General features: G+C 68.8%; 28 protein-coding genes. 10 read left to right on the plus strand and 18 right to left on the minus strand.

Features of this window, described 5'->3' with window-relative positions; all coding sequences use genetic code 11:
• Nucleotides 1–19 precede the first annotated feature (19 nt).
• From ASD66_RS01115 to ASD66_RS01125, 3 genes are all read right to left on the minus strand, one after another.
• Nucleotides 20–1585 (minus strand): MDR family MFS transporter, encoded by a 1566-nt coding sequence (locus ASD66_RS01115; RefSeq protein ID WP_082599274.1) that lies wholly within the window; start codon nucleotides 1583–1585, stop codon nucleotides 20–22.
• Nucleotides 1582–2118, minus strand: a complete 537-nt coding sequence (locus ASD66_RS01120) for a MarR family winged helix-turn-helix transcriptional regulator (RefSeq protein WP_056889803.1) — start codon at nucleotides 2116–2118, stop codon at nucleotides 1582–1584. The genes ASD66_RS01115 and ASD66_RS01120 overlap by 4 nt, the downstream gene beginning before the upstream one ends.
• A 114-nt stretch (nucleotides 2119–2232) precedes the next feature.
• Complete coding sequence (locus ASD66_RS01125; protein WP_056889804.1) at nucleotides 2233–2934, minus strand: ferritin-like fold-containing protein; 702 nt, start codon at nucleotides 2932–2934, stop codon at nucleotides 2233–2235.
• A 189-nt stretch (nucleotides 2935–3123) separates the two neighbouring features.
• Between ASD66_RS01125 and ASD66_RS01130 the strand changes: the two genes are divergently transcribed.
• Nucleotides 3124–4524 carry a DEAD/DEAH box helicase gene (locus ASD66_RS01130; RefSeq protein ID WP_056681194.1) on the plus strand — a complete coding sequence of 467 codons (1401 nt, stop codon included), beginning with the start codon at nucleotides 3124–3126 and terminating at the stop codon, nucleotides 4522–4524.
• A gap of 169 nt (nucleotides 4525–4693) precedes the next feature.
• On the opposite strand, the gene ASD66_RS01135 is transcribed toward ASD66_RS01130, so the two are convergent.
• The 4 genes from ASD66_RS01135 to ASD66_RS01145 form a co-directional block, all read right to left on the minus strand.
• A complete protein-coding gene (locus ASD66_RS01135; RefSeq protein ID WP_056889805.1) occupies nucleotides 4694–5416 on the minus strand; it encodes a L,D-transpeptidase in 723 nt (240 codons plus the stop codon).
• Between the two features lie 7 nt (nucleotides 5417–5423).
• Nucleotides 5424–6203: a ParA family protein gene (locus ASD66_RS01140; protein ID WP_056681201.1), complete on the minus strand. Its 780-nt coding sequence runs from the start codon at nucleotides 6201–6203 to the stop codon at nucleotides 5424–5426.
• 136 nt (nucleotides 6204–6339) lie between these two features.
• Entirely contained in the window at nucleotides 6340–6483 is a 144-nt protein-coding gene (locus ASD66_RS23990) for a MarC family protein (RefSeq protein WP_082563752.1), read from the minus strand.
• An 877-nt stretch (nucleotides 6484–7360) separates the two neighbouring features.
• Nucleotides 7361–7780 carry an Hsp20/alpha crystallin family protein gene (locus ASD66_RS01145; RefSeq protein ID WP_056681207.1) on the minus strand — a complete coding sequence of 140 codons (420 nt, stop codon included), beginning with the start codon at nucleotides 7778–7780 and terminating at the stop codon, nucleotides 7361–7363.
• Between the two features lie 159 nt (nucleotides 7781–7939).
• Between ASD66_RS01145 and ASD66_RS25680 the strand changes: the two genes are divergently transcribed.
• The 6 genes from ASD66_RS25680 (at nucleotide 7940) to ASD66_RS01165 (ending at nucleotide 12457) form a co-directional block, all read left to right on the plus strand.
• Nucleotides 7940–8377 (plus strand): J domain-containing protein, encoded by a 438-nt coding sequence (locus ASD66_RS25680; RefSeq protein ID WP_082563753.1) that lies wholly within the window; start codon nucleotides 7940–7942, stop codon nucleotides 8375–8377.
• Nucleotides 8367–8705 carry a MerR family transcriptional regulator gene (locus ASD66_RS24000; RefSeq protein ID WP_235529922.1) on the plus strand — a complete coding sequence of 113 codons (339 nt, stop codon included), beginning with the start codon at nucleotides 8367–8369 and terminating at the stop codon, nucleotides 8703–8705. The genes ASD66_RS25680 and ASD66_RS24000 overlap by 11 nt, the downstream gene beginning before the upstream one ends.
• A gap of 4 nt (nucleotides 8706–8709) precedes the next feature.
• On the plus strand, nucleotides 8710–9048 hold the full coding sequence (locus ASD66_RS24005; protein WP_056681214.1) for an STAS domain-containing protein: 339 nt from the start codon (nucleotides 8710–8712) through the stop codon (nucleotides 9046–9048).
• Between the two features lie 180 nt (nucleotides 9049–9228).
• Entirely contained in the window at nucleotides 9229–10467 is a 1239-nt protein-coding gene (locus ASD66_RS01155; RefSeq protein WP_056681217.1) for a tyrosine-type recombinase/integrase, read from the plus strand.
• On the plus strand, nucleotides 10464–11471 hold the full coding sequence (locus ASD66_RS01160; RefSeq protein ID WP_162250947.1) for a tyrosine-type recombinase/integrase: 1008 nt from the start codon (nucleotides 10464–10466) through the stop codon (nucleotides 11469–11471). The genes ASD66_RS01155 and ASD66_RS01160 overlap by 4 nt, the downstream gene beginning before the upstream one ends.
• Entirely contained in the window at nucleotides 11468–12457 is a 990-nt protein-coding gene (locus tag ASD66_RS01165; protein ID WP_056681223.1) for a tyrosine-type recombinase/integrase, read from the plus strand. The genes ASD66_RS01160 and ASD66_RS01165 overlap by 4 nt, the downstream gene beginning before the upstream one ends.
• Here ASD66_RS01165 and ASD66_RS01170 read toward each other — a convergent pair whose 3' ends face one another.
• From ASD66_RS01170 to ASD66_RS01185, 4 genes are all read right to left on the minus strand, one after another.
• On the minus strand, nucleotides 12458–12997 hold the full coding sequence (locus ASD66_RS01170; protein WP_082563755.1) for a MarC family protein: 540 nt from the start codon (nucleotides 12995–12997) through the stop codon (nucleotides 12458–12460).
• Entirely contained in the window at nucleotides 12994–13872 is an 879-nt protein-coding gene (locus ASD66_RS01175) for a PHP domain-containing protein (RefSeq protein WP_056681227.1), read from the minus strand. The genes ASD66_RS01170 and ASD66_RS01175 overlap by 4 nt, the downstream gene beginning before the upstream one ends.
• 198 nt (nucleotides 13873–14070) lie before the next feature.
• Complete coding sequence (locus tag ASD66_RS01180; RefSeq protein ID WP_056681230.1) at nucleotides 14071–14703, minus strand: DUF6758 family protein; 633 nt, start codon at nucleotides 14701–14703, stop codon at nucleotides 14071–14073.
• Between the two features lie 45 nt (nucleotides 14704–14748).
• Nucleotides 14749–15333, minus strand: a complete 585-nt coding sequence (locus ASD66_RS01185; protein ID WP_056681232.1) for a histidine phosphatase family protein — start codon at nucleotides 15331–15333, stop codon at nucleotides 14749–14751.
• 79 nt (nucleotides 15334–15412) lie between these two features.
• On the opposite strand from ASD66_RS01185, the gene ASD66_RS01190 reads away from it, so the two are divergent.
• Nucleotides 15413–16546, plus strand: a complete 1134-nt coding sequence (locus tag ASD66_RS01190) for an MFS transporter (RefSeq protein WP_056684787.1) — start codon at nucleotides 15413–15415, stop codon at nucleotides 16544–16546.
• Nucleotides 16547–16588: 42 nt separating this feature from the next.
• Here ASD66_RS01190 and ASD66_RS01195 read toward each other — a convergent pair whose 3' ends face one another.
• The gene (locus tag ASD66_RS01195) at nucleotides 16589–17623 is read right to left on the minus strand and encodes a MaoC family dehydratase (protein ID WP_056681234.1); all 1035 of its coding nucleotides are present in this window, start codon (nucleotides 17621–17623) and stop codon (nucleotides 16589–16591) included.
• 83 nt (nucleotides 17624–17706) lie between these two features.
• The gene (locus ASD66_RS01200) at nucleotides 17707–17898 is read right to left on the minus strand and encodes a DUF5302 domain-containing protein (RefSeq protein ID WP_056681237.1); all 192 of its coding nucleotides are present in this window, start codon (nucleotides 17896–17898) and stop codon (nucleotides 17707–17709) included.
• A gap of 95 nt (nucleotides 17899–17993) precedes the next feature.
• Here ASD66_RS01200 and ASD66_RS01205 point away from each other — a divergent pair, with 95 nt between their 5' ends.
• Both ASD66_RS01205 and ASD66_RS01210 read left to right on the plus strand, forming a co-directional pair.
• Nucleotides 17994–18659 (plus strand): hypothetical protein, encoded by a 666-nt coding sequence (locus ASD66_RS01205; protein ID WP_056681239.1) that lies wholly within the window; start codon nucleotides 17994–17996, stop codon nucleotides 18657–18659.
• A 24-nt stretch (nucleotides 18660–18683) separates the two neighbouring features.
• Nucleotides 18684–19340: a hypothetical protein gene (locus tag ASD66_RS01210; protein WP_056889807.1), complete on the plus strand. Its 657-nt coding sequence runs from the start codon at nucleotides 18684–18686 to the stop codon at nucleotides 19338–19340.
• Nucleotides 19341–19407: 67 nt separating this feature from the next.
• Here the strand turns inward: ASD66_RS01210 and ASD66_RS01215 are convergent, their stop codons facing one another.
• From ASD66_RS01215 to ASD66_RS01235, 5 genes are all read right to left on the minus strand, one after another.
• Complete coding sequence (locus tag ASD66_RS01215) at nucleotides 19408–20607, minus strand: acyl-CoA dehydrogenase family protein (protein ID WP_056889808.1); 1200 nt, start codon at nucleotides 20605–20607, stop codon at nucleotides 19408–19410.
• A gap of 84 nt (nucleotides 20608–20691) precedes the next feature.
• Nucleotides 20692–21831, minus strand: coding sequence for a phospholipase D-like domain-containing protein (locus ASD66_RS01220; RefSeq protein ID WP_056889809.1), 1140 nt, complete (start codon nucleotides 21829–21831; stop codon nucleotides 20692–20694).
• Between the two features lie 182 nt (nucleotides 21832–22013).
• Entirely contained in the window at nucleotides 22014–23123 is a 1110-nt protein-coding gene (locus tag ASD66_RS01225; protein ID WP_056889810.1) for a hypothetical protein, read from the minus strand.
• Nucleotides 23120–23350 carry a DUF6752 domain-containing protein gene (locus ASD66_RS01230; protein WP_056681254.1) on the minus strand — a complete coding sequence of 77 codons (231 nt, stop codon included), beginning with the start codon at nucleotides 23348–23350 and terminating at the stop codon, nucleotides 23120–23122. Before ASD66_RS01230 ends, ASD66_RS01225 begins: the two co-directional genes overlap by 4 nt.
• Nucleotides 23338–24918, minus strand: coding sequence for a class I SAM-dependent methyltransferase (locus ASD66_RS01235; protein ID WP_056889811.1), 1581 nt, complete (start codon nucleotides 24916–24918; stop codon nucleotides 23338–23340). The genes ASD66_RS01230 and ASD66_RS01235 overlap by 13 nt, the downstream gene beginning before the upstream one ends.
• Between the last annotated feature and the right edge of the window lie 41 nt (nucleotides 24919–24959).

Raw genomic sequence — 24959 nt, forward strand, 5'->3', positions numbered from 1 at the left:
GCAGTAACGCGTGGGTCGGTCAGTCGATCGCGTTCTCGAGCGAGAGCGGGTCGTCCTTGTCCTGCTTGGCGACCGTGGTGCGCAGCTCGGTGTGCGGCATCCGCCAGACGGCGACCAGCGTGACCAAGGTGACGAACCCGGCGACCACGAAGATGTAGCCGGTGCTGTCGCCGTACGCGTGCCGCACGATGGTCAGGATCGGCTCCGGCAGCGCGTCGAGGTCGAGCGTGCCGCCGCCGGTGGTGTCGTCGGGGACCGGCAGGCCCTCGCCCCGGAGCCCGGTGGCGATGTGGTCGCTGACCCGGGTCGAGAGGATCGCGCCGAGCACGGCGATGCCGATCGTCCCGCCGAGCGAGCGGAAGAAGCTGACCACGCCGCTGGCCGCGCCGATGTCGCGTACGTCGACCGTGTTCTGGACGACGAGCACGAGGTTCTGCATCAGCGAACCCTGGCCGAGGCCCATCAGGATCATGTAGATCGACAGGTGCCAGATCGGGGTGGTGTGGTCGGTCAGGCCCATCAGCATCAGGCCCGCGATCAGCATGACCGTGCCGGTCAGCAGATAGGGCTTCCAGATGCCGGTGCGGGTGATCAGCTGGCCGGAGACCGTGGCGCCGACCATGCTGCCCAGGATCAGCGGCAGCATCAGCAGTCCGGCCTCGGTGGGCGTGAAGCCCTGTGCCACCTGGAAGAACTGGCTCAGGAACACCGACGTGCCGAACTGGGCGATGCCGACCGCGATGCTGGCGAAGACCGCGAGCGTGGTGGTCCTCTCGAGCAGGATCTTCGGCGGGATCAGCGGCTCGGGGTGGCGCGACTCGACCCGGATCAGGGCGAGTACGGCGACGGCCGCGGGCACCAGGAAGTAGAGGCTCTCACGCGAGACCCAGTCGAAGTTCTTGCCGGCGAACGACACCCAGACCAGCGGCAGGCTGGCGGCCACCGAGATCAGGCCGGCACCCCACCAGTCGATCTGCACCGAGCGGCGGACCTGCTGCAGGTGGAGGAACTTCTGCAGCATGCCCAGGCCGAGGATCGAGATGGGTACGGCGGCCCAGAAGCACCAGCGCCAGCCGACGGTGTCGACCAGGAGTCCGCCGATGAGCGGGCCCGAGACGGTGGCGACGGCCATCACGGCGGCCATGTAACCGCTGTAGCGGCCGCGTTCGCGGGGCGGGATGATGGAGCCCATGATGGCCTGGGAAAGCGCCATCAGCCCGCCGACGCCGAGGCCCTGGAGGGCACGGGCGCCGAGCAGCTGCGGCACGTTCTGGGCGAACCCGGCGGCCAGCGAACCGAGCAGGAAAACGACTCCGGAGACCTGGACGAGCAGCTTCTTGTCGAACAGGTCGGAGAGCTTGGACCAGATCGGGCTCGACACCGTCATCGCCAGCAGGGTGGTGGTGACGACCCAGGTGTACTGCGTCTGGTTGCCGTGCAGGTCGCCGATGATCGTCGGCAGCGCGGTGCTGACGATCGTGGAGCTGACCATGGCCACGAAGAGCATCGACATGAGGCCGGTGAGGACCTCGAGGATCTCCTTGTGGCTCAGGTTCGGCTCGGTGCGGGCGGTGCGGTCGGTCATGCGAGTCCTTCGGTGACGTTCGTGGTGGCGGCGTGCGTGGCGCCGGCCTCGGTGGAGTGCGCGGAGGTCGCCGCACGCTGGGCGGCGATCGACGCGATGCGGTCGGAGATCTCGTCGAGCAACCGGGCTGCCCGGAGCACCTTGACCTCGTCCCAGTCGGTGAACTGCGCGCGCAGCGTGCTGACGTAGGCCGCGCGGAGGGCAGTGAGCCGCTCGGCACCCGCGGCGGTCAGGCTGATCAGCTCGGCCCGGCCGTCGTCGGGGTCGGGACGGCGTACGACGAGTCCGTCGGCGTCGAGGGACGCCAGCTGGCGGCTGATCACCGACGGGCCGACGTTGATCTGTTCGGCGATGAAGCCGGGGCGGCAGTCGCCGTGGTCTGCCAGCACCTTGAGCAGCGTGACGTCGGCGCGCTTCAGGTTGCCCGGGAGCTGCACCCACAGGTGGCCGGTGGTGCGCAGCGCGCGTGGCAGCCGGAAGAGGCTGTGGCTGAACACGTCGAACGCGTCGACGGGCTCCGGATGCTTGACCATGTCAACTATTGTGACCCGATTGCTTTCATCAAGCAATTAATTGCCGGGTGACGTCCGCCACCCGGCGCCGGGCAGGAACGCGCGGGAAGGGCCCGCGCAGAGGACCGCGAACGGTCAGTGTGCGAGCCCGAGCTCGGCCATCCGCTCGGCGTGCCGCTCGGTGAGCCGGGTGAACATCCGTCCGATCGCGGCCAGGTCGAGGCCGGGTCGGTCCACTCCCCCGGCCAGCAGGGCCGAGAGGGCGTCGCGCTCGGCGGCCACGCGCTGCGCCTGCGAGAGCGCCTCCCCCATCAGGCGGCGGCCCCACAGGGCCAGCGGGCCGCCCACGCGGGGGTCGGCGGCGATGCCGGCCCGCACCCGGTCGACGACGAACTCACTGTGGGTGGTGCGCTCGAGGGCGCCCAGGATCAGGTCGCGGGTGTCCACGTCGACGAAGGCCGCGATCTCGGCGTAGAAGTCGCGGGCCAGCCCGTCGCCGACGTACGCCTTGACCAGGCCCTCCAGCCAGTTCGACGGGGCCGTGTGCGCGTGGAACGAGTCGACCGCCGCGCGGAACGGGGCCATCGCCTCGAACGGGTCGGCGCCCAGGGACTCGAGGCGGTCCCGGAGGCGCAGCACGTTGTCGAACTCGGCACTGGCCATCGTCGCCAGGGCCACCTTGTCCTCGAGGGTGGGCGCCAGCTTGGCGTCCTCGGCGAGGCGCTCGAAGGCCGAGATCTCGCCGTACGCGATCACTCCGAGGAGGTCGACGACGGCGGCACGGTACGACGGGTCGGCGAAGGCAACGCCCTCGCCCTCGCTCGGGGATTCAGTCATGTCCGCAGCGTACCGATAGACTTGTGGTCATTGCGTGGCGCGACCGAGTTCGCGCCCCCCTCTCGGCACCGCACCGGGACCGGTCCCCAGGGATCGTCCAGATGAACGCAGGTGCCGGCGCATGTGCGCGGCAGATCCGCACTTCGGAGTCGGCCGCACAGACCTACTCACGGAAGTGAACACACGCTCTTGACCACCTTCAGAGAACTTGGCGTCCTGCCCGAGATCGCAGACGCCCTCGAACGCGCCGGCATCGTCGAGCCGTTCCCCATCCAGGAGATGACCCTCTCCGTCGCCCTGCTCGGCACCGACCTGATCGGCCAGGCCCGCACCGGCACCGGCAAGACCCTCGCCTTCGGCATCCCGATCCTGCAGCGCACCGTCGCCGCGCACGACGCCGACTACGCCGAGATGGCCCAGGGCAAGCCCCAGGCGCTCATCGTGGCCCCCACGCGCGAGCTCGCGCTGCAGGTCTCCAACGACCTCCACCTGGCCGGCAGCGACCGCGGCATCCGCGTCCTCACCGTGTACGGCGGCGTGGGCTACGACCCGCAGCTCGACGCCCTCAAGTCCGGTGTCGACGTGGTCGTCGGTACGCCGGGACGCCTCCTCGACCTGTCCAACCGCAAGGCACTCGACCTGTCCCACGTGAAGTCGGTCGTGCTCGACGAGGCCGACGAGATGCTCGACCTGGGCTTCCTGCCCGACGTCGAGCGACTGCTGTCGAAGACTCCCGAGACCCGCCAGACCATGCTGTTCTCGGCGACCATGCCGGCCGCGATCATCGCCCTGGCCCGCACCCACATGCGCCACCCGATGAACATCCGCGCCGAGTCCGCGGCCGACAACCAGATGGTGCCGGCCACCGCGCAGTTCATCTACCAGGCCCACGACCTCGACAAGCCCGAGATCATCGGTCGCGTCCTCCAGGCCGACGACGCCGACAAGGTCATCGTCTTCACCCGCACCAAGCGTCAGTCGCAGCGCATCGCCGACGACCTGACCGAGCGTGGCTTCAACGCCAGCCCGCTCCACGGCGACATGCAGCAGACCTCCCGTGAGCGCGCGATGACGAAGTTCCGCGAGGACAAGATCAAGGTGCTGGTCGCGACCGACGTCGCAGCCCGCGGCATCGACGTGGCCGGCGTCTCGCACGTCATCAACTACACCTGCCCCGAGGACGACAAGACCTACGTGCACCGCATCGGCCGCACCGGCCGCGCGGGTGCCACCGGCACCGCGATCACCTTCGTGGACTGGGCCGACCTGACCCGCTGGAAGGTCATCAACAAGACCCTCGGCCTCCCGTTCGAGGAGCCGCAGGAGACCTACTCGACCTCCGAGCACCTCTACCACGACCAGGGCATCCCGGCCGGCACCAAGGGTCGCATCAAGGACCCGGAGCCGGTCGAGAAGAAGCCGTCGACCCGTGACGGTGACCGCAACCGTCGTTCCGGTGGTCGCGGCAGCCAGGGCGCTGCCCCGGCCGAGGGCGGCGAGAAGACCGCTGCTCCGCGCAAGCGCAACCGCAACCGTCGTCGCACCCGCAGCGGCGAGACGGTCGCGGCGAACACCACCCAGGCCGACTGACACACACGTCGCCGCTCTTCTCCGGCCCGTCACGAGTTCGCTCGTGGCGGGCTGGTGCCATTTCGGTGACCGGTGCGCAGGACGTTGTGCGGGACGTCCTGCGTCGCGGTCGCCCGGGCAGCCGGAGCGCAGGACATTGCGCAGGACGTGGTGGTGCGGGAGGCGCCGGTCAGATGACGACGACGTCGGTGCCGATCGGGGCGAAGTCCCACAGGGCCAGCGCGTCGTCGGTGCGCTGGCGGATGCATCCGTGTGACTGCGGCGTGCCGAGCTCCTTCTCGCTCTGCAGCGGCTCGCCCCCGGCGTACGGGATGTCGTGGAAGCCGATCGCGGCGTTGGGGCCGTGCGCGAAGCGCACGAACCACTTCATGGTGCCCGAGTCGTCGATGCCCCAGGCCTCCTCGGAGCGCGAGAACACGGCGTAGGAACCGGGCTGGAGGTTGTCGTAGACGCTGCCGGAGACCAGGTAGGTCCGCTCGACGGTGTCGTCCTCCTCGATCAGCCAGACCCGCTGGTCGATCTGGCTGAAGACCACGCGCTTGCCCTCGCCGGAGTCGGCCGGGACCAGCGTCGGGTCGGCCGCGAGCACGAGGGGGTCCGAGACCTCCTTGGGCCCGGCCACGTCGGTGTTCCGGGACTGCTCGGCCCGACCCGGGTCGGCCTCACGGAGCCCGGCCTGGCCGGACCCCGACTGCCCGGACCCGGACTGCTCGGGCCTCGGGTCCGCCGACGGTGACTGGATCGCACTGCTCAGCGCCGCGGCACCGCTGCCTCGGGTGGGCAGCACACCCGTGCCGCCGAGTACGGCGACGAGGGTGACCCCCACTGCAGCCAGCACCGCGAGGATGCGGCCGTACCTCGGCCGGATCGGTTCGAGGCGATGACGGCTCACGACAGCGTCACTTGTCCTTGCGCAGCTTCACCAGGTTGGCGGCCACCTCGCGGTAGGCCATCGCACCCTTGTTGCTGCGGTTGGTGGAGAGGATCGAGCGTCCGGCGGCCGGGGCCTCGGCGAACTTGATCGTCTTCGGGATCGGCGGCTCGATGACGGCCAGGTCGTAGGTGTCGGAGATCGTCTCCAGCACCGTGCGGGAGTGGTTGGTGCGGCCGTCGAACAGCGTCGGCAGCACGCCCCAGACCTTGAGCTTGCGGTTGGTGAACTTGCGAACGTCGTGCACGGTGTCGAGCAGCTGGCCGACACCACGGTGCGAGAGCGTCTCGCACTGGAGCGGGATCAACACACCCTGCGCGGCGGTCAGTGCGGCGACCGTCAGCACGCCCAGGGACGGCGGGCAGTCGAGCAGCACCCAGTCGTAGTCGACGCCGGACTCGGAGAGGTCGTCGAGGGCGCCCTTGATGACGTGCTCGCGGCCGGTGCGGGTCAGCAGGTCGGCCTCGGCCCGGGCCAGCTCGATCGTGGCCGGCAGCAGGTCGACGCCGTCCTCGGTCGCGATGATCACCTCGGTGGGGTCGAGCCCCTTGGTGAGCACGTGGTGCACGGAGAGCTCGAGGTCCTCCGGGTCGATGCCGAGGGAGAACGTCAGGCAGGCCTGCGGGTCGAGGTCGACGAGCAGGACGCGGTGGCCGAGCTCGGCCAGGGCGGCGCCGAGGGAGGCGACGGTGGTGGTCTTGGCGACGCCGCCCTTCTGGTTGGCGATCGCGAGCGTTGTGGTGGTCATCGTGCTACATCATGCCTGACCGGCCACGGCGTACCGCACAGGCATGCCGACCCCACGACTGGCGAGTCGCCCCCGCCCCGGCACAGTGGGTGTCGCCGGAGGTTCGTCGGGGGTGGCGAACCTCCGGTGGTGCCCACTAGCCGTCACCGGCGATGAAGGCGCGGACCGCGTCGGCCACCATCTGTACGGCGATCGCGGACAGCAGCAGACCCGCGATCCGGGTGACCAACAGCACGCCGCTCTCGCGAATCACCTTGAGGATCCGCACCGAGAACCGCATCGCCGCCCAGGCGCTATGCCGAAGTCGGCATAGCGGCTGTTATGCCGACTCGATGGTTATGCCGAGTCGGCGCTCGGTGGTTGGGGTGGCGCGGGTTGGCCGGCACTTTCTGGGGTGAGGGGCATGGTGGCCCAAGCGGAGGACAGAGCGTCGGTGCCGAGCTCGCGGCGGCCTCCGGGGGTGAGTTCGTCAAGTTGGAGGGCGGCCCAGTAGTCAGCGTGTCGTTCACAGTCGAGAACGGCGGTGATGTCGCCCCTGATGGGTGCACGCTTGCGGTGGGCAGACACTTGTAGGTAGCGGTGTCCGGAATCGGTCGCGCGCCAGGCGAGGATCTGGGGGCGGGAGAGGATCAGTGCCCAGGCGAGGAGTTCTGAGGGATTATCCACGGTGGCGGTGACGTCTCCGACGACGTCGAGTTCGCGGCTGATCCGTAGCAGGATCGCTAGTTCGCGCGCGTCCTTTGCTGGGTACATCATTTCTCCGTTCGAGCTCGGACCGAGTGGATGAGGCTCAAGAGCCCGGGGGCATGGGCCAGCTTTGGATCGTGCGCCGAAGTGTTCGTCGGTTGCCGGGAGGACCCGACCGGAGGGCGGGTCCTCCCGGATGGGACGCCGAGGGCGTCAGCGTGTGCGCGGCTCGGGTCCCTGTTGGCCGCCTCCGTTGTTGACGAGCCGTGCCAGGGCTTTGCGGAGGGCTGCGCTGGCGTTTGCGACGCTCTGCACGATCTTGCTTGCAAGTCCTCGCAGTGTTTCGCTTGTGTTGGGCAGTGCTGGCATGACCACCCCCTCTCGTGATCTCAGGATGACCACACACCGGGAGGCCGGCTGCGGCTGGCCTCTGCTCAGGTCGCCACGGGCGATCCGAGACTTGACGATGCTTAGGCGTTGATCTCCTTGGCGGACTCCCCGGCGGTGATTTCGACCTTGCGGGGCTTGGCCTTCTCCGCGATGGGGAGCCGCAGGGTCAGCACACCGGCGTCGTAGTTGGCGCTGAGCTGGTCGGCGTCGAGGGTCTCGCCCAGGAACAGCTGGCGGCTGAACACGCCGTAGTTGCGCTCGTCGACGACGCGCTCGGCGTCACCTGCCGGGGGCTTGCGTTCGGCGTGGACGGTGAGCACGTTCTGCTCCACGGTCAGATCGATGGAGTCAGCCGAGGCGCCGGGGAGGTCGAGGTGGACCACGAAGGCTCCGTCGTCTCGGTAGGCCGTCATCGGCATCACGGCCGGGCGGGCACGAGTCCCCAGCATCGCCTCGGTGAGACGGTCGAAGTCACGGAACGGATCGGTTCGCATCAGCATGAGTTCTCCTCCTCACTAGCAGTTCTGACATGGGATCTGAGGCCGGGTTGGCGTCAGATAATCTACTGTTGCTATTTCAGATTTTCTCTCATTGTGCGAAGATGTCAAGAGGGAATTCCAACCTTCTCTAAAGGTGCTATCAGCGACGGGAGGTAGGGCATGGACAGGAGACGGACAGAGGCGTTCGAGGTGCTGGGCATCCCGGTGGACAGCGACGCGGACGCGGTGGCCCATGCCTACCGCCGGCTCGCGCGCGTTACCCATCCCGACGTCTCGGCGGAGCCTGAGGCCGCGGCCCGGTTCGCTGCTCTTGCTGCCGCGTACAGGCTGGCGTCCCAGGTTGATGCCGTGACTGAAGGCTCCGCATCCGCCCGCAGGCCGGGGATGCGATACCCGGGCTCCGCTTACGGACGCGAGCCCGGCTACGGTGACCCGACTTCCGACTGGGCGCGCGGGTGGGGCTCGGTTCCGCAGTGGCCGATAGCGTTGTGGCCGAATCGAAGCGGACGCCCGCGTCCAGGTGTCCCGATCGTCGCAGGGCCGGTTTTCATCAGTCCAGCCCGCCGCCCGGGCAATGGGGAGGTTCGTGGTGGTTGATCTGGGTGCCAACCGTGCACTGTTCTCGATCTCGGTGGCCGCAGAGGTTACCGGCGTCAACCCACAGATGCTGCGCGTTTACGAGCAGAAGGGATTGCTTGAGCCTCACCGCACCGAGGGCGGGACTCGTCGCTACAGCAATCAAGAGCTAGATCGGGTCAGCGAGATCACCACCCTGCTCGCAGCCGGACTGAATCTGGCCGGAGTGGAGCACGTGTTCCGGCTCCGGGCCGAGAACCATCGCCTGCAAGGTGAGGTCGACCGGCTCCGCCAGGGGCATACGGCCGCGGAGACCACCGAGGCAGGCAGACCCCACTCCGGCGGGTGATCGTATGGGTGAACTCGCTATCGTGCTGCGCAACCCTCCGGGAGACGGGTCAACAGGGCTGGGGATCGCCGGGCCCCTGACCCATGGCACCACGCCGGCCCTGCGTGACCACCTCCGGCGACTCATAGACACCACGACCGGAGCGCCCTGCATCCTGCTCGACATGTCCTGCTGCACCGGCATCGACGTGGACGGTCTCCTCGCCCTGGCCGTGGCCCAGCACGCTGCACGACTGCGCAGCGGAGACCTTCGCCTGACCCGTACCCCGGCCCTCATCGCCCGCCAGATACGGCAGCACAACTTCGACCACCTCCTCGACGACTCGACCAGCGACGAAAATTGACTTGGCCGACACCCGGGCACTTCGCATTGCCGGTGAAGGCCGACCGGAGCGGGCAGAAGACGGGACAGCCCACGAGCCGGGACTGTCGCGACCTCCACAGTTGGGGGACGATCGCTGTTGGCATAACGCGGCAGCGCTGATCGCCTGTTCTTCTCACTGTTCTGGAGAAGGAGGCGCGACATGGAGCACTCTGCGATGTCGCCGAAGAAAGTCGTACTGACCGGACCGCTCGCTGTTCACGGACCCGGGTTCGCCGCCGAACTGCACAGACAGGGCTTTGCGCCGTTGTCGGCGGAGCACCAGGTGCGGCTCGCCGCTCACTTGAGTCGCTGGATGCAGGCCCAGTGCGTTGAGGTCGCCCAACTCACGACGGGTCGAGTCGATGAGTTCCTGTTGGAGCGGCGCGCGACGCACACCAATCGCTATTCGCACAGGTCACTGCGCACCCTGCTCGGCTTCCTCAACGAGCTCGGCGTCCTGCCAGAGGAGGCGCCTGTCGCGCCCACGCCCATCGAGGTGGTGGTCGCCGGCTTCGAGGGCTACCAGGTCCGCGAGCGTGGCCTGTTGCAGCGGACGGCTGCCGCGCAGGCGTCGCGCGTGCAGCGGTTTCTTGATCAATACTGTCCGCCGGGCGGAATTGAGGATCTGTCCACGGCCGAGGTCACCGCCGCGTTGCTAGCCGAAGGCACTGACCATGCGGTGTCGTCGGTCAAGCGGTTGGGTTACACCCTGCGATCGTTCCTGGGCTATGCGTTCCTGACCGGACTGATCGATCGCGATCTGTCGGGAGCATCGATTCCGATCCGAGCGCACCAGCCGTCCTTGCTGCCGATCGGGATAAGTCGCCAGCAGACCACGGCCCTGCTCGCCGCATGTGACCGCCACACCGTGGTGGGACGTCGCGACTACGCGGTGATCCTGCTGCTGGTCCGGCTCGGGCTGCGTGCCACCGAGGTCGCCCGACTCCATCTGGACGACCTCGACTGGCACCACGGCGAGATCACCGTGCGGGGCAAGGGCCGCCGGGACGAACGCATGCCGCTGCCGTCCGAAGTCGGCGAAGCATTGGCCGACTACCTGATGCGGGCACGTCCGAGCGACGCCCCCGAGCTTCGCACGGTGTTCCTGGCGGTTCGAGCCCCGCGTCGGCCGATGGATCGCGTGACCGTCTCCTCCATGATCGGTCGGGTCTGTGAACGAGCCGGGCTCGAACCCATCGGAGCGCACTTGCTGCGGCACACCTTGGGAGAGGCGATGATCCGTGCCGAGGTCCCCTTATCGTCGATCGGCCAGGTGCTGCGCCACCACGACCCGCTGACCACGGCCAACTACGCCCGAGTCGACGTCCACCGACTCCGCGATCTCGCCCGTCCATGGCCCGCGAGAACGCTGGCCAACATGGCAGGGGCTGTCCGATGAGCGCGCCGATGGTGATGACTGTGCCGGGCGCAAGCGCGGACACGGCTTCCGCGTGGTGGGCTACGCAGGTCGCGGACTACCTGAGGTTGCGGCGCTCGCTCGGGTTCAAGCTGACTTGGGACGAGCACCTGCTCAACCGGTTCACTGCCTTCCTGGCCAGCCGGGAGATCTGTGTGGTGACGGTGGCCGACGCGGTCGCGTGGTCGGCCTCGCTACCGGCCGGGCAGGCACATAGACCCCTTACACGCGCCTCAGTCAGGTTGACCGCCATTCGCGGATTCGCCACCTACCTGCACTCCTTGAACCCGGCACACGAGATCCCGCCAAAGGACGTGTTTCGATGGTGCAAGACCCGTCCGACGCCCTACATCTACACCGAGGAACAGGTCCAGGCACTGTTGGGTGCCTGCGCGAGCATGATCCGCTACGGTCGCAGTGATCTCTATCCGGTGCTGTTCGGGTTGATTGCGGCCACCGGGCTGCGACTCGGCGAGGCGCTCGGGATCGGGCTCGATGAGGTCGACCTCGATCAAGGGATCCTGACGATCACCCGCGGCAAGTCCCGTGACCCCAGGCTGGTGCCCCTCCATCCGACCACCACCGCCGCACTGCGTGACTATGCCCAAAGCGTCGCCCCCACCCGTCGGAGCGGAAACGCCCGAAGCGAACGCGCGGGCGGTCGGGTCAGGTTCTTCACCCTCCCTGGGGGTGGGCCGCTGCCGCCATGCAACGTGCACCATGCCTTCCGCGAGGTCACCACCCGGATCGGGGTGCGCACCGAGACCGTTCGACCGCGCATTCACGACCTGCGGCACACCTTCGCGGTCAACACGCTGCTGGATTGGTATCGCGACGGCCGCGACGTCGCCGCGATGATGCCGGTGCTGTCGACCTACCTGGGTCACACCAAGCCAGCCATCACCTACTGGTACCTGACAGCGACACCCGAACTGCTGACCATGGCCGCGGGACGCCTTGCGATAAGCGAAGCAGGTGAACGATGACCAGTCTCGCTCCGCTGCTCCAGGCGTTCTTCACCGACCGGCTGATGACTCAACGACGCGCCAGCCCACACACCATCGCCGCCTACCGCGACACGTTCCGCCTGCTGCTCGAGTACACCACCGCGCAGACCGGGACAGCACCTTCGGCATTGCAGATCAGCGACCTGGACGCACCATGCATCAGCGGATTCCTAACCCACCTTCAGCAGGTTCGCGGCAACACCGTGCGGACCCGCAACGCCCGCCTCGCGGCGATCCACTCCTTGTTCGGCTATGCCGCGCTGCGCCATCCCGAACACGCCGCCGTCATCCAGCGTGTTCTGGCCATCCCATCGGCACGAATCGAACGCAACCTGGTCAACTACCTCGATCACGCCGAGGCCGACGCCCTCCTGCAGGCCTGCGACCAGACGACCAGGACCGGACGCCGAGACCACGCCATGTTCGCCCTGGCAATCCAGACCGGACTGCGGATCAGCGAGCTGATCGGCCTGACAGTGGCAGACATCCACCTCGGGACGGGACCTCACGTCCACTGCGTAGGCAAAGGCCGCAAGGAACGCCGCACTCCGATCCTGGCCGGGACAGTTGCTGTGATGAGGCCCTGGCTCACCGAGCGCAACGGTCACCCCGACGATCCGCTGTTCACCACTACGGCCGGTCGTCCGCTGAGTCGCGACGCGATCGAACGACGCATCAGGCTGGCTGCGACACGAGCCCAAGCCGTCTGTCCGTCGCTCGCGGGCAAACGAGTCACCGCCCATACCCTGCGGCATAGCGCGGCGATGCGACTGCTTCACGCCGGTGTGGACACCACCGTGATTGCGCTCTGGCTCGGCCACGAGCAGATCACCACCACCAACATCTACCTGCACGCCGACATGACCATCAAGGAGAACGCGATTGCCAAGATCACTCCGCAGAGCGTCACAGCCGGCCGCTACCAGCCGTCCGACCCTGTGCTCGCTTTCCTCGCCAACCTCTGACTATGCCGACCAAAGGGCTACGCCCACCGACCTGCGGCCACCCTGGTTCGGCATAACCACCGTGTCGGCATAACAGATGCAGAGGTGCACCAGGATCACGCCGATCGAGACCGCGGTGACGTCGGCGACCGAGTCGATCTGCTCGACGAACAGCATCGTCGCCACGATCGCGCCCGGCCCGGCCAGCAGCGGCGTGCCGAGCGGCACCATCGCGATGTTGGCGTCCTGGCTGGCCACCGGATCCTTCTCGTTGCCGGTCAGCAGCTCGAGGGCGATCAGGAGCAGGAGCAGCCCGCCGGCGCACTGCAGCGCCGGGATGGAAATGTGCATGTAGCGCAGGATCTGGTGGCCGAAGAAGGCGAAGATCGTGATCACGAGGAACGACACGGCCACCGCCTGCCAGGCGGCCCGTCGCATGGTCGCAGCCGACCGGCCCGCCGTCAGCGAGAGGAACACCGGGATCGTGCCCGGCGGGTCCATGATCACGAACAGGGTCACGAAGACCTCGGTCAGGAGGACCGCGTTGAGGACCTCGCTCACGGCCGCAGCACGTCGGTGACGGGGCGCCCCGAGGCAACGGCCGCGGCATCGGCGAGGTCGACCAGCCGCTCGAACTGGTCGGGCGCGGTCGTGTTGCAGCCGAGCTCGTGGTTCTTCTTGCCGGTGCCGTGGTAGTCGCTGGAGCCGGTCTTCACCAGGCCGAGGTCGTCGGCGATGCCGGCGAGCTCCTTGCGGGACCTGGTGTCGTGGTCCTGGTGGTCGACCTCGAGCCCGGACAGGCCGGCCTGCGCCAGAGCCGCGATGTCGTCCGCGGTCATGCCGGTCGGGGCGTGACGACCCCACGCGTGGGCGATGACGGTCACGCCGCCGGCCTCGCCGACCACGCGGATCATGTCGACGAGTGGTGCGGCGTAGCGGTCGACGTACGCCGGGCGGCCGGGGCTGAGGTAGCGCGCGAAGGCCTCGTCGCGGTCACGCACGACGCCGAGGTCGACCAGCGCATCGGCGATGTGCGGCCGGCCGGTGGCGGCCGGGTCGCCGGCCACCCGGTCGACGTCGGCCTTGCTGATGTCGATGCCGCAGCCACGCAGTCGCTCGATGACCGCCGGCACCCGCGAGTTCCGCCCGTCGAGGATGCGCTGCAGCCCCTCGACCAATGGCGGGTAGGTCGGGTCGGGCAGGTAGCCCAGCAGGTGCACGCCCTGGTGGTTGTGCCGGGTGCTGATCTCCATGCCGCGGACGAGGGTGATGCCGAGCTCCCGTGCCGTCCCTGCCGCCTCCGCCCATCCCTCACTCGTGTCGTGGTCGGTGAGGGCCACGACGTCGAGCCCGGCCGCGGCCGCCGCGCGGATCAGCTCCTCGGGAGTCTGCGTCCCGTCGCTGGCCCGTGAATGCGTGTGGAGGTCGATGCGCACCTCGGCAGCCTAGTGGGTACCGCCGGAGGTTCGTCGGGGGTGGCCCGTGCTCTGGGTGCGTGCATCGCAAGGAGGAGGAGCGAAGGCGGGGCGGAGCCCCGTCGAGTCTCCGACAACGCCGCGAGGTGCGTGCACAGGGTTCGGGACACACGACGAACTTCCGGTGGTGCCCACCTAGTGGCAGTTGGCCGAGGGGCCTCACCAACGAGGCGGTGGACCACCGAACGGAACCTCCAGCAACGAGGCCCCGATGCCCGAGACGTCGGCGAGGGGCAGGTCGTCGGCCAGCAGGAACACCGCGGAGGCCGGGCGCAGCACCAGCCACAGCCATCGCCCCCGTGCCTCCCCCGCCACGACGCTGCGGTCGAGGGTGAGGTCGTTCTCCGCGGTCGAGACCGGCCACAGCGAGACCGGTTGCGCATCCAGGCGGACCCTGGTCGTGGGACGCGATGCACCGATCTGTGCGCCGGGGTCCGAGTGGACGGTCCCGGCGCAGCGCGCGCCCAGCCCGGTGCCGGGTTCCTCGCTGACCACCAGGACCTCGACGGGCCCGTCGAGGTCGCTGTTCCCTGCCAGCGCCACCATGGTCGCCCGCGCCCGTCCCTCACCCCGCACGACACCGAAGTCGGTGACCCGCCAGCCACTGGCCAGCGGCCAGGGCAGGTACGTCGGGAAGTCGTCGGCCCGGTTCAGGTGCTCGCCGAAGTCGTCGTACGACGCCTCGTCGGGGCTCCACAACGGTGGCACCGTGCCGTGCTGGCCACAGCGCCAACCGTCGTCCGCCTGCATGAGCGGGGACGGACACCGAGGGCAGCCGGCGTTCAACGACACGAGTCAACGGTGCGGCGCGGCGACGTCTCCGTCAAGGGGCCGCGGTCACGCGTTCCACCTCAGGACCACCCGGGACTCCCGTTCGTGGCCCAGCACCGACACCGTCGAGGTGTCCAGGCGCAGCAGGCGTCCGTCGGTCGCCGGCAGGCCCAGCCACCGAGCCGCAAGGACGCGCAGCGAGTGGCCGTGTGCGAAGACCAGCGTGCGGCCTGCGACGGCCTCGGCCCTGGCCACCACGCGGTCCAGCCGGGCACCCACCTGCTCGGCGGTCTCGCCACCGGGCACGGAGTGGGTCCAGACGGTCCAACCCGGCACGATCCTGCGGATCTCGGGGGTGGTCACGCCCTCGTAGTCGCCGTACGCCCACTCGCTCAGGTCGTCGTCGATGACGGCGTCCGGGAAGCCGGCCAGCTCGGCGGTGACCCGGGCCCGCTTGCGGGGGCTGGTCAGCACGAGGTCGAACTCCTCGCCGGCCAGCCGCTGCGCCAGCCCGCGCGCGACCTTGACGCCCTTCTCGGTCAGGTCGAGGTCGGTGACCGAGGTGTGCCGGCCGTCGCGGCTCCACTCGGTCTCGCCGTGGCGCACCACCCACAGCTCGCGAGCGGGCGCGTCCGTCGTCTCCCCGGTCATGGGGCAACTGTGCCACGGCCGACGTGCTCGATGACCGTTGTCCCGCCGCGACGGGGCTTCACGTGCGATGCTCACCGCCATGACCACAGCCGCTGAGCCGACCCGGGCTCGCCTCGCGGTCGCGGCCGCCTTCCTGGCCCAGGGGCTGGTGTTCATCAGCCTGACCACCCGGCTGCCGACCCTGCAGGACCGCTGGGAGCTCGGTGAGGCGGCGCTCAGCGGCCTGCTGCTGATGATGGTGCTCCTGGCCGGCGCCGGTTCCGTGATCGCCGAGGTGGCCGCCAAGCGGCACACCAGCGCAGCAGTGCTCCGCGCCGGGCTGGTCCTGGTCGCGGTGTCCGCACCCACGGTCGCGGTGGCCCCGTCGTTCCCGTTGTTCGTGCTCGGCCTCGCGGCGTACGGCGTCGGGCTGGGCGTCGTCGATGCCGCCAGCAACATGCAGGCGGTGGCGGTCGAGCACGCCTACGGGCGGCCGATCCTGCCGTCGTTCCACGGCGCGTGGACCCTGGGCGGGCTGGTCGGCGCCGGCGTCACCCTGGCCGTGGCCGGTACCTGGCCGGTGAGCCTGGTCGCCGTGGTGCCCTTGCTGGTCGCCTTCGGGCCCCTGCTCCCCCGCGTCGGCGACCCGATGCCCACCGACATCGACGTGCCGTGGCGCCCGATCGTGCTGGTGGGGCTGGGCATGGTGCTCTTCTACATGGTCGACACCGCCTCGATGACCTGGGGACCGACCTACCTCGACAACACCTTCGCGACGCCCGAGAGACTGGTCGCCCTGGCCACGTTCCCCTACCTGCTGGCTACGCTGATCATGCGGCTCGCCGGAGACCGCCTGGTGGCCCGCTTCGGACCGGTCGTGCTGCTGCGCGTCGGCGGAGTGCTGGCCGCGGCAGCGCTCGCCGTGGTGGTCTCCGCGCCGACCTGGCCGGTCGCCGTGCTCGGCTTCACCCTCGTCGGGTTCGGGGTCGCGGTGATCGCACCGCTGAGCTTCTCGGCCGCGGCCCGCATCGCCGGCGGTGACGACGTGCCGGCGCACCTGCGCCAGGCGCGGGTCGACGCCGTGATCGGCCGGTTCAACCAGTTCAACTACGTCGGCGCGCTGCTGGGCTCGGTGCTCACCGGCCTGGTCGGCGCGGACAACCTGCGGATCGGCTTCGCCGTACCCATGGTGCTGGTGCTGGCCATCGTGCCGCTGGCCCGCGCCTTCCGCTGAGCCCTGGGTCCGGGCTGAGCCCGGATCCGGGCGGAGGCGGGCTCAGCGCGGGACGAGCGCCCAGTAGTCGAGGTCGAGCAGCACGCCGGCGGCGTACTTGCCCTCGTCGTTGCGCAGCGTCATCGACTCGTCGCGGCCCTTGGTGGCGACCAGTCGCAACCGGAGGGCGCCGACGCCGGGGGCCGAGGTCGTGGCCTTGTCGAGCACCTCCGACCACGCGTAGACGGTGTCGCCGGCGAACGCCGGCGCGGTGTGGGCTCCGGCGTTGATCGCGGCGATCAGCTGGGCGTTGGCCAGGCCGTTGAACGACAGCGCGCGCGCCATCGAGATCACGTGCCCTCCGTAGATCAGGCGGGTGCCGTCGGGCCGGGCCTCGGTGTTGAAGTGCACCTTGGCGGTGTTCTGCCAGAGGCGGGTGGCAAGCATGTGCTCGGGGTCGGTCAGCGTGACGCCGTCGACGTGGTCGATCTTCTCGCCGACCTCGTAGTCGCCGAAGCTGTGCGGCTCGCCGGCCGCCGCGAAGTCGTACGCCGTGAAGTCGAGGCCCGCGGGCAGCACGAGGTCCTTGGCGGCCACCGAGGCGGCCAGGTCGGGTACGACGGTCTCCGGCGCCGGCGCGTCGTGGTCGCGCTTGTGCACCATCACCCAACGTGCCCAGTCGAGCGCCACCTCGCCGCGCTGGTTGGTGGCCGTGGACCGGACGTAGACCACGCCGCTCCTGCCGTTGGAGTTCTGCTTGAGCCCGATCACCTCCGAGGAGGTGCTCAAGGTGTCGCCGGGCACGACCGGCTGGTGGAACCGGCACTCGGCGTACCCGAGGTTCGCCACGGCGTTCAGCGAGATGTCGGGCACGGTCTTGCCGAACGCGATGTGGAAGGCGACCAGCTCTTCCACCGGCGCGGGGTCGAGCCCGGAGGCCTTGGCGAACTCGGCGGACGAGGGCACCGCGAAGCGAGTCGGGTAGAGCGCGCCGTAGAGGGCACGGTCGCCCTCGGTCACGGTGCGGGGCGTGGCATGGCGCAGCACCTGCCCGACGGTGAAGTCCTCGAAGAAGTTGCCCGGGTTCGTCTTGGTCATGGCGTCATGGTGCCGCACCCTGACCGCTCGCGGGCCCTCGTCTCACGTGGAATTGGCCACAGTCCCCCACGCCTCCCGCAGGCTCAGGCGCCTCCCCCACCGGCCTTGCGACGGTGCATCTTCGGGCCGCCACCCTCGACCTCGGAGCCGTGGACCTTCTCGCGAGCAGTGGGCTGGCCGTCGGCATCGGTGGGGTGGTGCGCGTTGTTCTTGCGGTCGAGAGCCTCCCGCATCTTGGCCTTGAGGTCGGCGTTGGCGTCGCTGGCGTCCGTCATGGTGTCTCCTCGCGTCGGTCAGAGGTTCCACCTTGACACTCAACACGTCCGGGGCCAAGGGGTTATCCCGCCGGTCCACGGGGTAGTTTCTGCGCATGATCCGTACGTGGGTGGTCGGCACCCTCCTGGTCCTGGCCCCGGTCGTCCTGACCGGATGCGCAGCCGATCCCTCCGGCAGCGAGATGGTGATGGGCGAGGCCGCGGGCACCGCGGAGGCACCCGACGCCGCCCAGGAGGAGACCCAGGCGCCTCCGGACCCGTTGGCCACTCCGGACGCTCCTGCGCCGTCCTCCGCGGACCCGGCGACGGGTATCCGCATCACCAAGCAGGGCTACGAGTACTCCGCGCCCCAGGGCTGGGTCGAGATCACCAAGCAGATGCGCGAGAGCGGCCAGGACATCGACACCGCGGTCGGCGAGGCCATGTCCGGCGCCACCACGGTGCGGGAGAACCTGAACGTCGTCCTCACGCCGGCGCCGGGCGGATCGATGGAGGCCTACGAGGCGATCGCGGCCGACACCCTGAAGTTCATGGTGAAGGACCTCGACGTCTACGACCGCACGGTCATCGACGGACGGGAGGCAGTGCACGTCGGCGGGGTCGCCGAGGTCGGCAACGCCTCCTTCTTCTTCGAGCAGTACATCGCGGAGAAGGACGGCACCATGTACGCCATCTCCTTCGCCGTCGACCTGGCGACGCCCGAGGCCGGCCGCCGGGAGCTGATCGACTCCGTGCTCGCCTCCTGGAAGTGGCCTGCCTGACGACAGGCTGAGAGAATCGTCGGCATGCACACCATCAAGCGACCCGCGGCCGCCCTCGCCGCCGTCCTGCTGGCTGCCGTCGCCCTGACCGGCTGCGGTGGCGACGACGGCAAGGACAAGGCGTCCGACGACTCCAGCTCGAGCGCGCCGGCGTCCGAGGACCCGACCGACGAGCCCTCCGAGGAGCCGAGCACGACCGACTTCGGCGCACCGGCGAAGGGCGACCGGGTCAAGGGCGCGGGATACACCTACCGCGTTCCCGCGTCCTGGACCGGGATCACCAAGAAGGCCGCGCAGGTCGACCGGACCATCGACTCGGCCGCGGGTGAGAAGCAGTTCCCCGACGGATTCCAGGACACGGTCATCGTGTCCTTCGACAAGGCCGAGGCGGGCACCGGTCTCGACGAGCTGGAGGCGTCGGTTCCCGACCAGGTCAAGAAGATCGTGAAGAAGCTGGAGATCCTGCCCGCCGTCACGATCGACGAGGTAGCCGCGATCCACTACCGCGGCACCGTCGGCAAGGCCGCTGGCACCTCGGCGTACGTCCTCGACCAGTACGTCGCCATCGACGAGGCCGGCAAGATCACCGTGATCTCGTTCTCGTTCTCCCCCGGGCTCGCCAGGCCGGCGCAGCAGAAGCTCGTGAACAGCGTCCTGGCGTCCTGGAAGTGGAGCGCCTGACAGCACGGACATGCGGACGGCCCGGCTCCCCACGTGATGGGGGCCGGGCCGTTCGTCGTACGGGTGATCAGCCCTTGAGCTTGTAGTCCTTGAGCAGGGACCGGCCGATGATCATCTTCTGGATGTCGGAGGTGCCCTCGCCGATCAGCATGAACTTCACCTCACGCATCAGGCGCTCGATCTCGTACTCCTTGGAGTAGCCGTAGCCCCCGTGGATCCGGAAGGAGTCCTCGACGACCTCGTTGGCGAACTCCGAGGCAACCATCTTCGCCATCCCGGCCTCGACGTCCATCCGCCGACCGGTGTCCTTCAACCGGGCCGCGCGCACCATCATCGTGTGCGCCGTCTCGACCTTCGTCGCCATGTCGGCCAGGCGGAACAGCACCGCCTGGTGGTCCGCGATGACCTTGCCGAACGTCTTGCGCTGCTGGGCGTAGGCGATGCCCAGCTCGAAGCCACGCCACGCCAGCCCACACGCGCGAGCAGCCACGTTGACCCGACCCACCTCGACACCGTCCATCATCTGGAAGAAGCCCTTGCCGGGCTCACCACCCAGGATCTGGTCGGCCGAGATCTGGTGACCCTCAAGGATCATCTCCGTGGTCTCGACACCCTTGTAGCCCATCTTCTCGAGCTTGCCCGGCACGGTGACGCCCTGCGCGGTCTCACCGAAGCCCGGCTTCTTCTCGACCAGGAACGTGGTCATGTTCTTGTAGACCGACTCGGCACCCTCGTCGGTCTTGGTCAACAACGCCACCAGCGTCGACGTGCCACCGTTGGTCAGCCACATCTTCTGGCCGGTGATCGAGTAGGAGCCGTCCTCCTGCTTGGTCGCCTTCGTCGAGACCGCAGAGACGTCCGACCCCAGACCGGGCTCCGACATCGAGAACGCACCCCGGACCTCGCCGGTGGCCATCTTCGGGAGGTACTTCTGCTTCTGCTCCTCCGTGCCATGAGCCATCAGCAGGTAGGACACGATGAAGTGGGTGTTGATCACACCCGAGACGCTCATCCAACCGCGGGCGATCTCCTCGACCACCAGCGCGTAGGTCAGCAACGACTCACCGAGGCCGCCGTACTCCTCGGGAATCATCAACCCGAAGATGCCCAGCTCCTTGAGGCCCTCGATGATCTCGGTGGGGTACTCGTCCGCGTGCTCGAGCTCCTGGGCCACCGGAATGATCTTGGCCTCGACGAACTGCCGAACCGTCTTCAGGATCTCGTCCTGGATGTCAGTGAGACCCTCGGTCTCGCAGAGTCGTCCCATCTTGCTTCCTTTCAACGCGACTCCGGTCAGGGCCACATCGTCGTGGCCCTGACCGGGTCATTTCTGAGTTCGTGCGTCCGGGGGTCAGTACTCCCAGTCGTCCGGCGGCGTCAGCTCGGGCTCCGGCTTGGCGGCGTCCCAGGCGGACGAGGTGCGGAGCCTCGTCGACGTGCGGTACGGGATGTACTTGGCCAGGTAGGAGTGGCTGTACCAGATCGAGTCGAAGTTGCGGTTCCAGTCCCGGAACAGGGACACGCCCTTGAGCCTCAGGATGATCTCGTCACCACGCAGGCCGGCGTTGCCCCAGTTGCTGGAGCCGGTCCAGATGTGGGCCGAGGAGCGGTCACCCGCGTAGTTCCCCGAGACCAGCAGCACCTTGTGGTGGCCGTAGAGGTCGATCTCGCCGTCGTAGTCGGTGTCGTAGCCGGCCACGTGCACCGGCACGTAGCCGCGCGCCGTACGGGTGGCGAAGACGTTGCGGGCGCCACGGTCGGCCCAGCTGTACCAGACCCGGACGTTGCAGCCCTGGGCGAACAGCTGGCGCACCTTCTTGGCCAGCCACGTGCCGCGCTTGCCGGAGATCGTGTGCATGCCGACGCGGATGACCGTGCGGCCGTTGATGCCGGTCCCGCCGTTGGCGCCGGTGCACGTGATCTTGCGCATCTCACGCATCTGCGGGTCGTTCTTGACGTTCCAGCCCGGCAGCGGCAGCACCTCGAGCTGCCAGATGCCGGCCCGCTTGATGTAGTGCTGCCTCGCCGCCGACAGCTTCCGGTCAGCCTTCAACTGACGGTAGAGGCCGAGGAAGTCGCGGTACATGTTCGGCTTGTTCCACGTCGTGTAGAGGTCGTTGTGCTGGTTCACCGCGGCGTTGCCGGTGAAGTTGAACGACCCGGTCATGATGACGTTCTTGACCGCACCGGTGTAGCCGAACAGCACCATCTTGGTGTGCAGGTTCTCGTATCCGGCGCGGCAGCTGCCGACGCAGATGTGGTAGAACGACGGCCTGCTCCGGTTGGTGCCCAGGGCACCCTTGAGCTTGCGCATGGCGCGGTTGATCTGGTGGTTGTTCAGGATCACCTGCACGCGAACGCCGCGCTTCTTGGCGCGGATCAGCGCGTCGGTCAACGGCATGCGGTCGAAGGAGAAGAGCGAGATGCGGATGTAGGAGCCCTTGTGGGCGTGGTTGATGCCCTCGAGGATCTGGTTCTCGATGCGCCACATGTCGGCCGGACTCGAGCGCGCGTGGTTGAAGGTGCCCCCAGGGATCGGCCTCCATCCCGCGGCTTGCTGATTGGCTGGTGTGGTTGTGGCTGCCCCCGCTGCCGGTGATGACTCAGCCGGGCTGACGACAGCGCCGCCACCCAGCATCACGACCAGAATCGAGAGAGCACTGATGACTGCTCTCAACGTCTTCCCCTTCTCCATGTTGATCTGCGAAAGAACTTCGGAACGCTAACACGCGATTCGGGCTCAGGTGGTTTCATCTCGAGCGCCTCACGAGCCCGGGTGAGCGATCTCACCTCGGTCATGAGGTTGGCGATCGCCTGGGCCGCGAGGTCGAGAATCTCCCCGTCCGGAACCTCACCTGGATGGCGAAGGTCGCCGAGCTCGACCGGCTCCAGCAGACTGAGGTCACCGACGAGATCGAACTGCCGCTCCTGCAGCATCTCGATCGAGCGTCGGGCACGTCGCTGGAGCTCCTCGAGCATACGGGTGCCGGGCCGGAATTTCTCTCCACTCGCCGGGATCACCCGGCCCATGGCGAGGTAGCCCCGGATCCAGCGACCACGGTTGCCGGCGGAGGAGAAGTCCTCGAGCCGACCGTTCACCCGGCGCAGCAGCTCGGCCTCGACGAGGCCCAGGGAACGGTTCGACGGCTCCTCGGGGACCTCGAGCCCTTCGGGTCCGACGTCGACGACAGACGCGAACCGCCGCCACAGCTCACCGGGTTCGGCCCGCCCGACGGCGACGGGGAGGACGTGGATGCGGGACGGCTCGACCACGCTCCCCCAGCGCTCGAGTATCTCGGCCAGGTCGAACGCTCCCCAGCCCCACTCGTCGGTGGGGTCGTAGTCGGCGCGCTCGGGCCATTCGTCGATCGACAGGTCGCCGCCGTTCTTCACCCACTCCTGCCAGTACGACGTACCGAGGGTGACCAGGTCGCGTGCCGTCAGGATCACGTGCAGCTCGGCGTCGGGGAACGAGTCGCACGCCCGGCGTACGTGCTCGGGGGCCGCGGCGCCGAAGAACTCGTGGCTGATCAGGACGTCGCCGTCCCACGCCAGGGCCTCGTCGACCAGGTCCTGCCACGGGGCGGTGATGTCACCCGAGCGGCGGGCCAGCTTCGGGTCGTCGCGGAGGTCGAGGGAGGCCAGCAGGTGGCGGCGTCGGTGCCGGCCCGGAATCAGCAGGCCGCGCTCAGCGAGCAGGTCCTTGTTCGCCCAGACGACGTCCTGGAGGTAGGTCGTGCCCGTCTTCGGGAGACCGATGTGCAGGAAGACCCGTCGGGTCATTTCTCAGGGTCACTCACACTGTCGTGGTAGCGCTTCAGCGCCTCCGCCACGCGGGACTCGTCACGCTCCGACAACGGCACCAGAAGCTCCATGACGACGTCGGTGAGCTCGGCCAGGCGCAGGTTGACCTGCCGGCACTCCTGCACCTCGGCCTCGAGGGCGGCCAGGCGCCGGGCGGTGCCGGTGCGGTCGCGCGCGCGGCGGGCCACGTCCTTCAGCTTGTCCACGTGATCACCAATCTGCTGATGGGGGTTCCGGCGACAGAGGGACCTGGCGCCTCGGTGCTGCCGTCGTCGAGCTCGACCAGGTCGGCCCGCTCGACCACGCGGCCGCCGGTCGACTCGACCTGCTCCAGCAGGTCCTCGAGGTTCAACGGTGAAACCCCGAACGGGTGACGGCCGGTCGCCGGCGCGGTCTGCACCTGCAGGTGCAGCCGTCCGGTGGTTCCGACCACCATGCGGGCCAGGCGGAGCAGGCTGAGGCGGCCGAAGTCGTCGGTGGTGTCGGCCACGTGCCGGGCCAGCGCGATGCGGGGGCCGGGTTCGCGGGAGAGCTGTGCACCCGCAGCCAGCACGGACCGGAGCTCGGTCAGGTTGACGAACTGGAACGTCACCGGGAGTCCGGCGTCGGTCGAGCGCCGGGCCTCGCGACGGAAGCCACGGGCCACGTAGTCGAGACCCCAGGTGGTGACACCCTGCTTCGCCAGCCAGGCGGCATCGCGGCCCGCCCCGCAGCCGATGTCGACCGCGGTCTGCACCTCGGGCTCGCGCTCGCGCACCCAGTGCACGAACGACGACTCGCGCGGGTGCTCCTCGTCGACCTTGGCGGGCCGGCCGTAGTAGCGGTCCCAGACCTTCTCGCGGCCGACCCGGGTTCCCCGGAACCAGCCGTTGAGCCGACGGACCGTCGCGTGCGGCGTCTCGAACTTGTACGCCGGGTCCGGCACCTTCCAACTGGGCCCGTACATCGCCTCGAGCAGGTGCTCCGGGTGCGCCGGCGCCGGGAACGGGCGGCCCTCGAACTCGATCTCGTGGGTCGGGAAGATCCACTCGGGACGGAACGGGTGCCCGACCTCGCCCATGAGGTAGAGGTGCCCCTCGCGCAGGAAGCCGCCGAACACGTCGAGCCCACGGACCGCGCCGTCGGACTCGGTGACCAGCACCTTGAAGGCGAGCCCGCTGTATCGCGTCACCGGGTAGCCCATGTCGATCAGTGCGCGCTGCAGCCGGAACGACTCGAGCATCGCGTCGACCGGCTGGTCGTGACGGCTCACGTAGCCGAGATCGGCGTCGGAGTCGTGCCCGATCAGGCCGCCCTGGCGGACCGCGCCGAGGAGCGTGCCGTAGGCCATGAACGCCTCGACGCCACACGTGGCAAGCGCGTCGACCACGGCCCGCATCGAGTCGAGGAGCGGCCCGGTGTGCTCGGCGCTGCGGCTCTCGAACAGGCGGGAGAGCCGGTTGCTCTTGTCGAGTCCCAGGGGATGGCCGTCGGAGTCCTCGACCGTGATCGCACCGTTGCCGCTGCCGAGGCTGACCTCGGCGCAGAAGAGCTCGTCACCACTCACGTGGTCGACCAGCGCGAGGGTCGTCGTACCGTCGAGGAACCTGCGCAGCGCCTCGGGCCAGCGGGCGAGGAGCTCACGACCGTCGGCGACCGTGTCGCGGCGCGACCAGAAGGACCAGACCCGCCGGTCGTCGAACTTGACGTCGATGGCACGGTCCCGGCGGCCGCGCATGCGAATGCCCTCGTCGGAGATGCTGATGTCCCGGATCACGGGAGCGGTCGCCTTCATGGGCAGTCCTCCCTCGTCAGGGTCGTCGCTGCGTTCGGCAC

Source organism: Nocardioides sp. Root151, from assembly GCF_001427925.1.
GTDB lineage: Bacteria > Actinomycetota > Actinomycetes > Propionibacteriales > Nocardioidaceae > Nocardioides.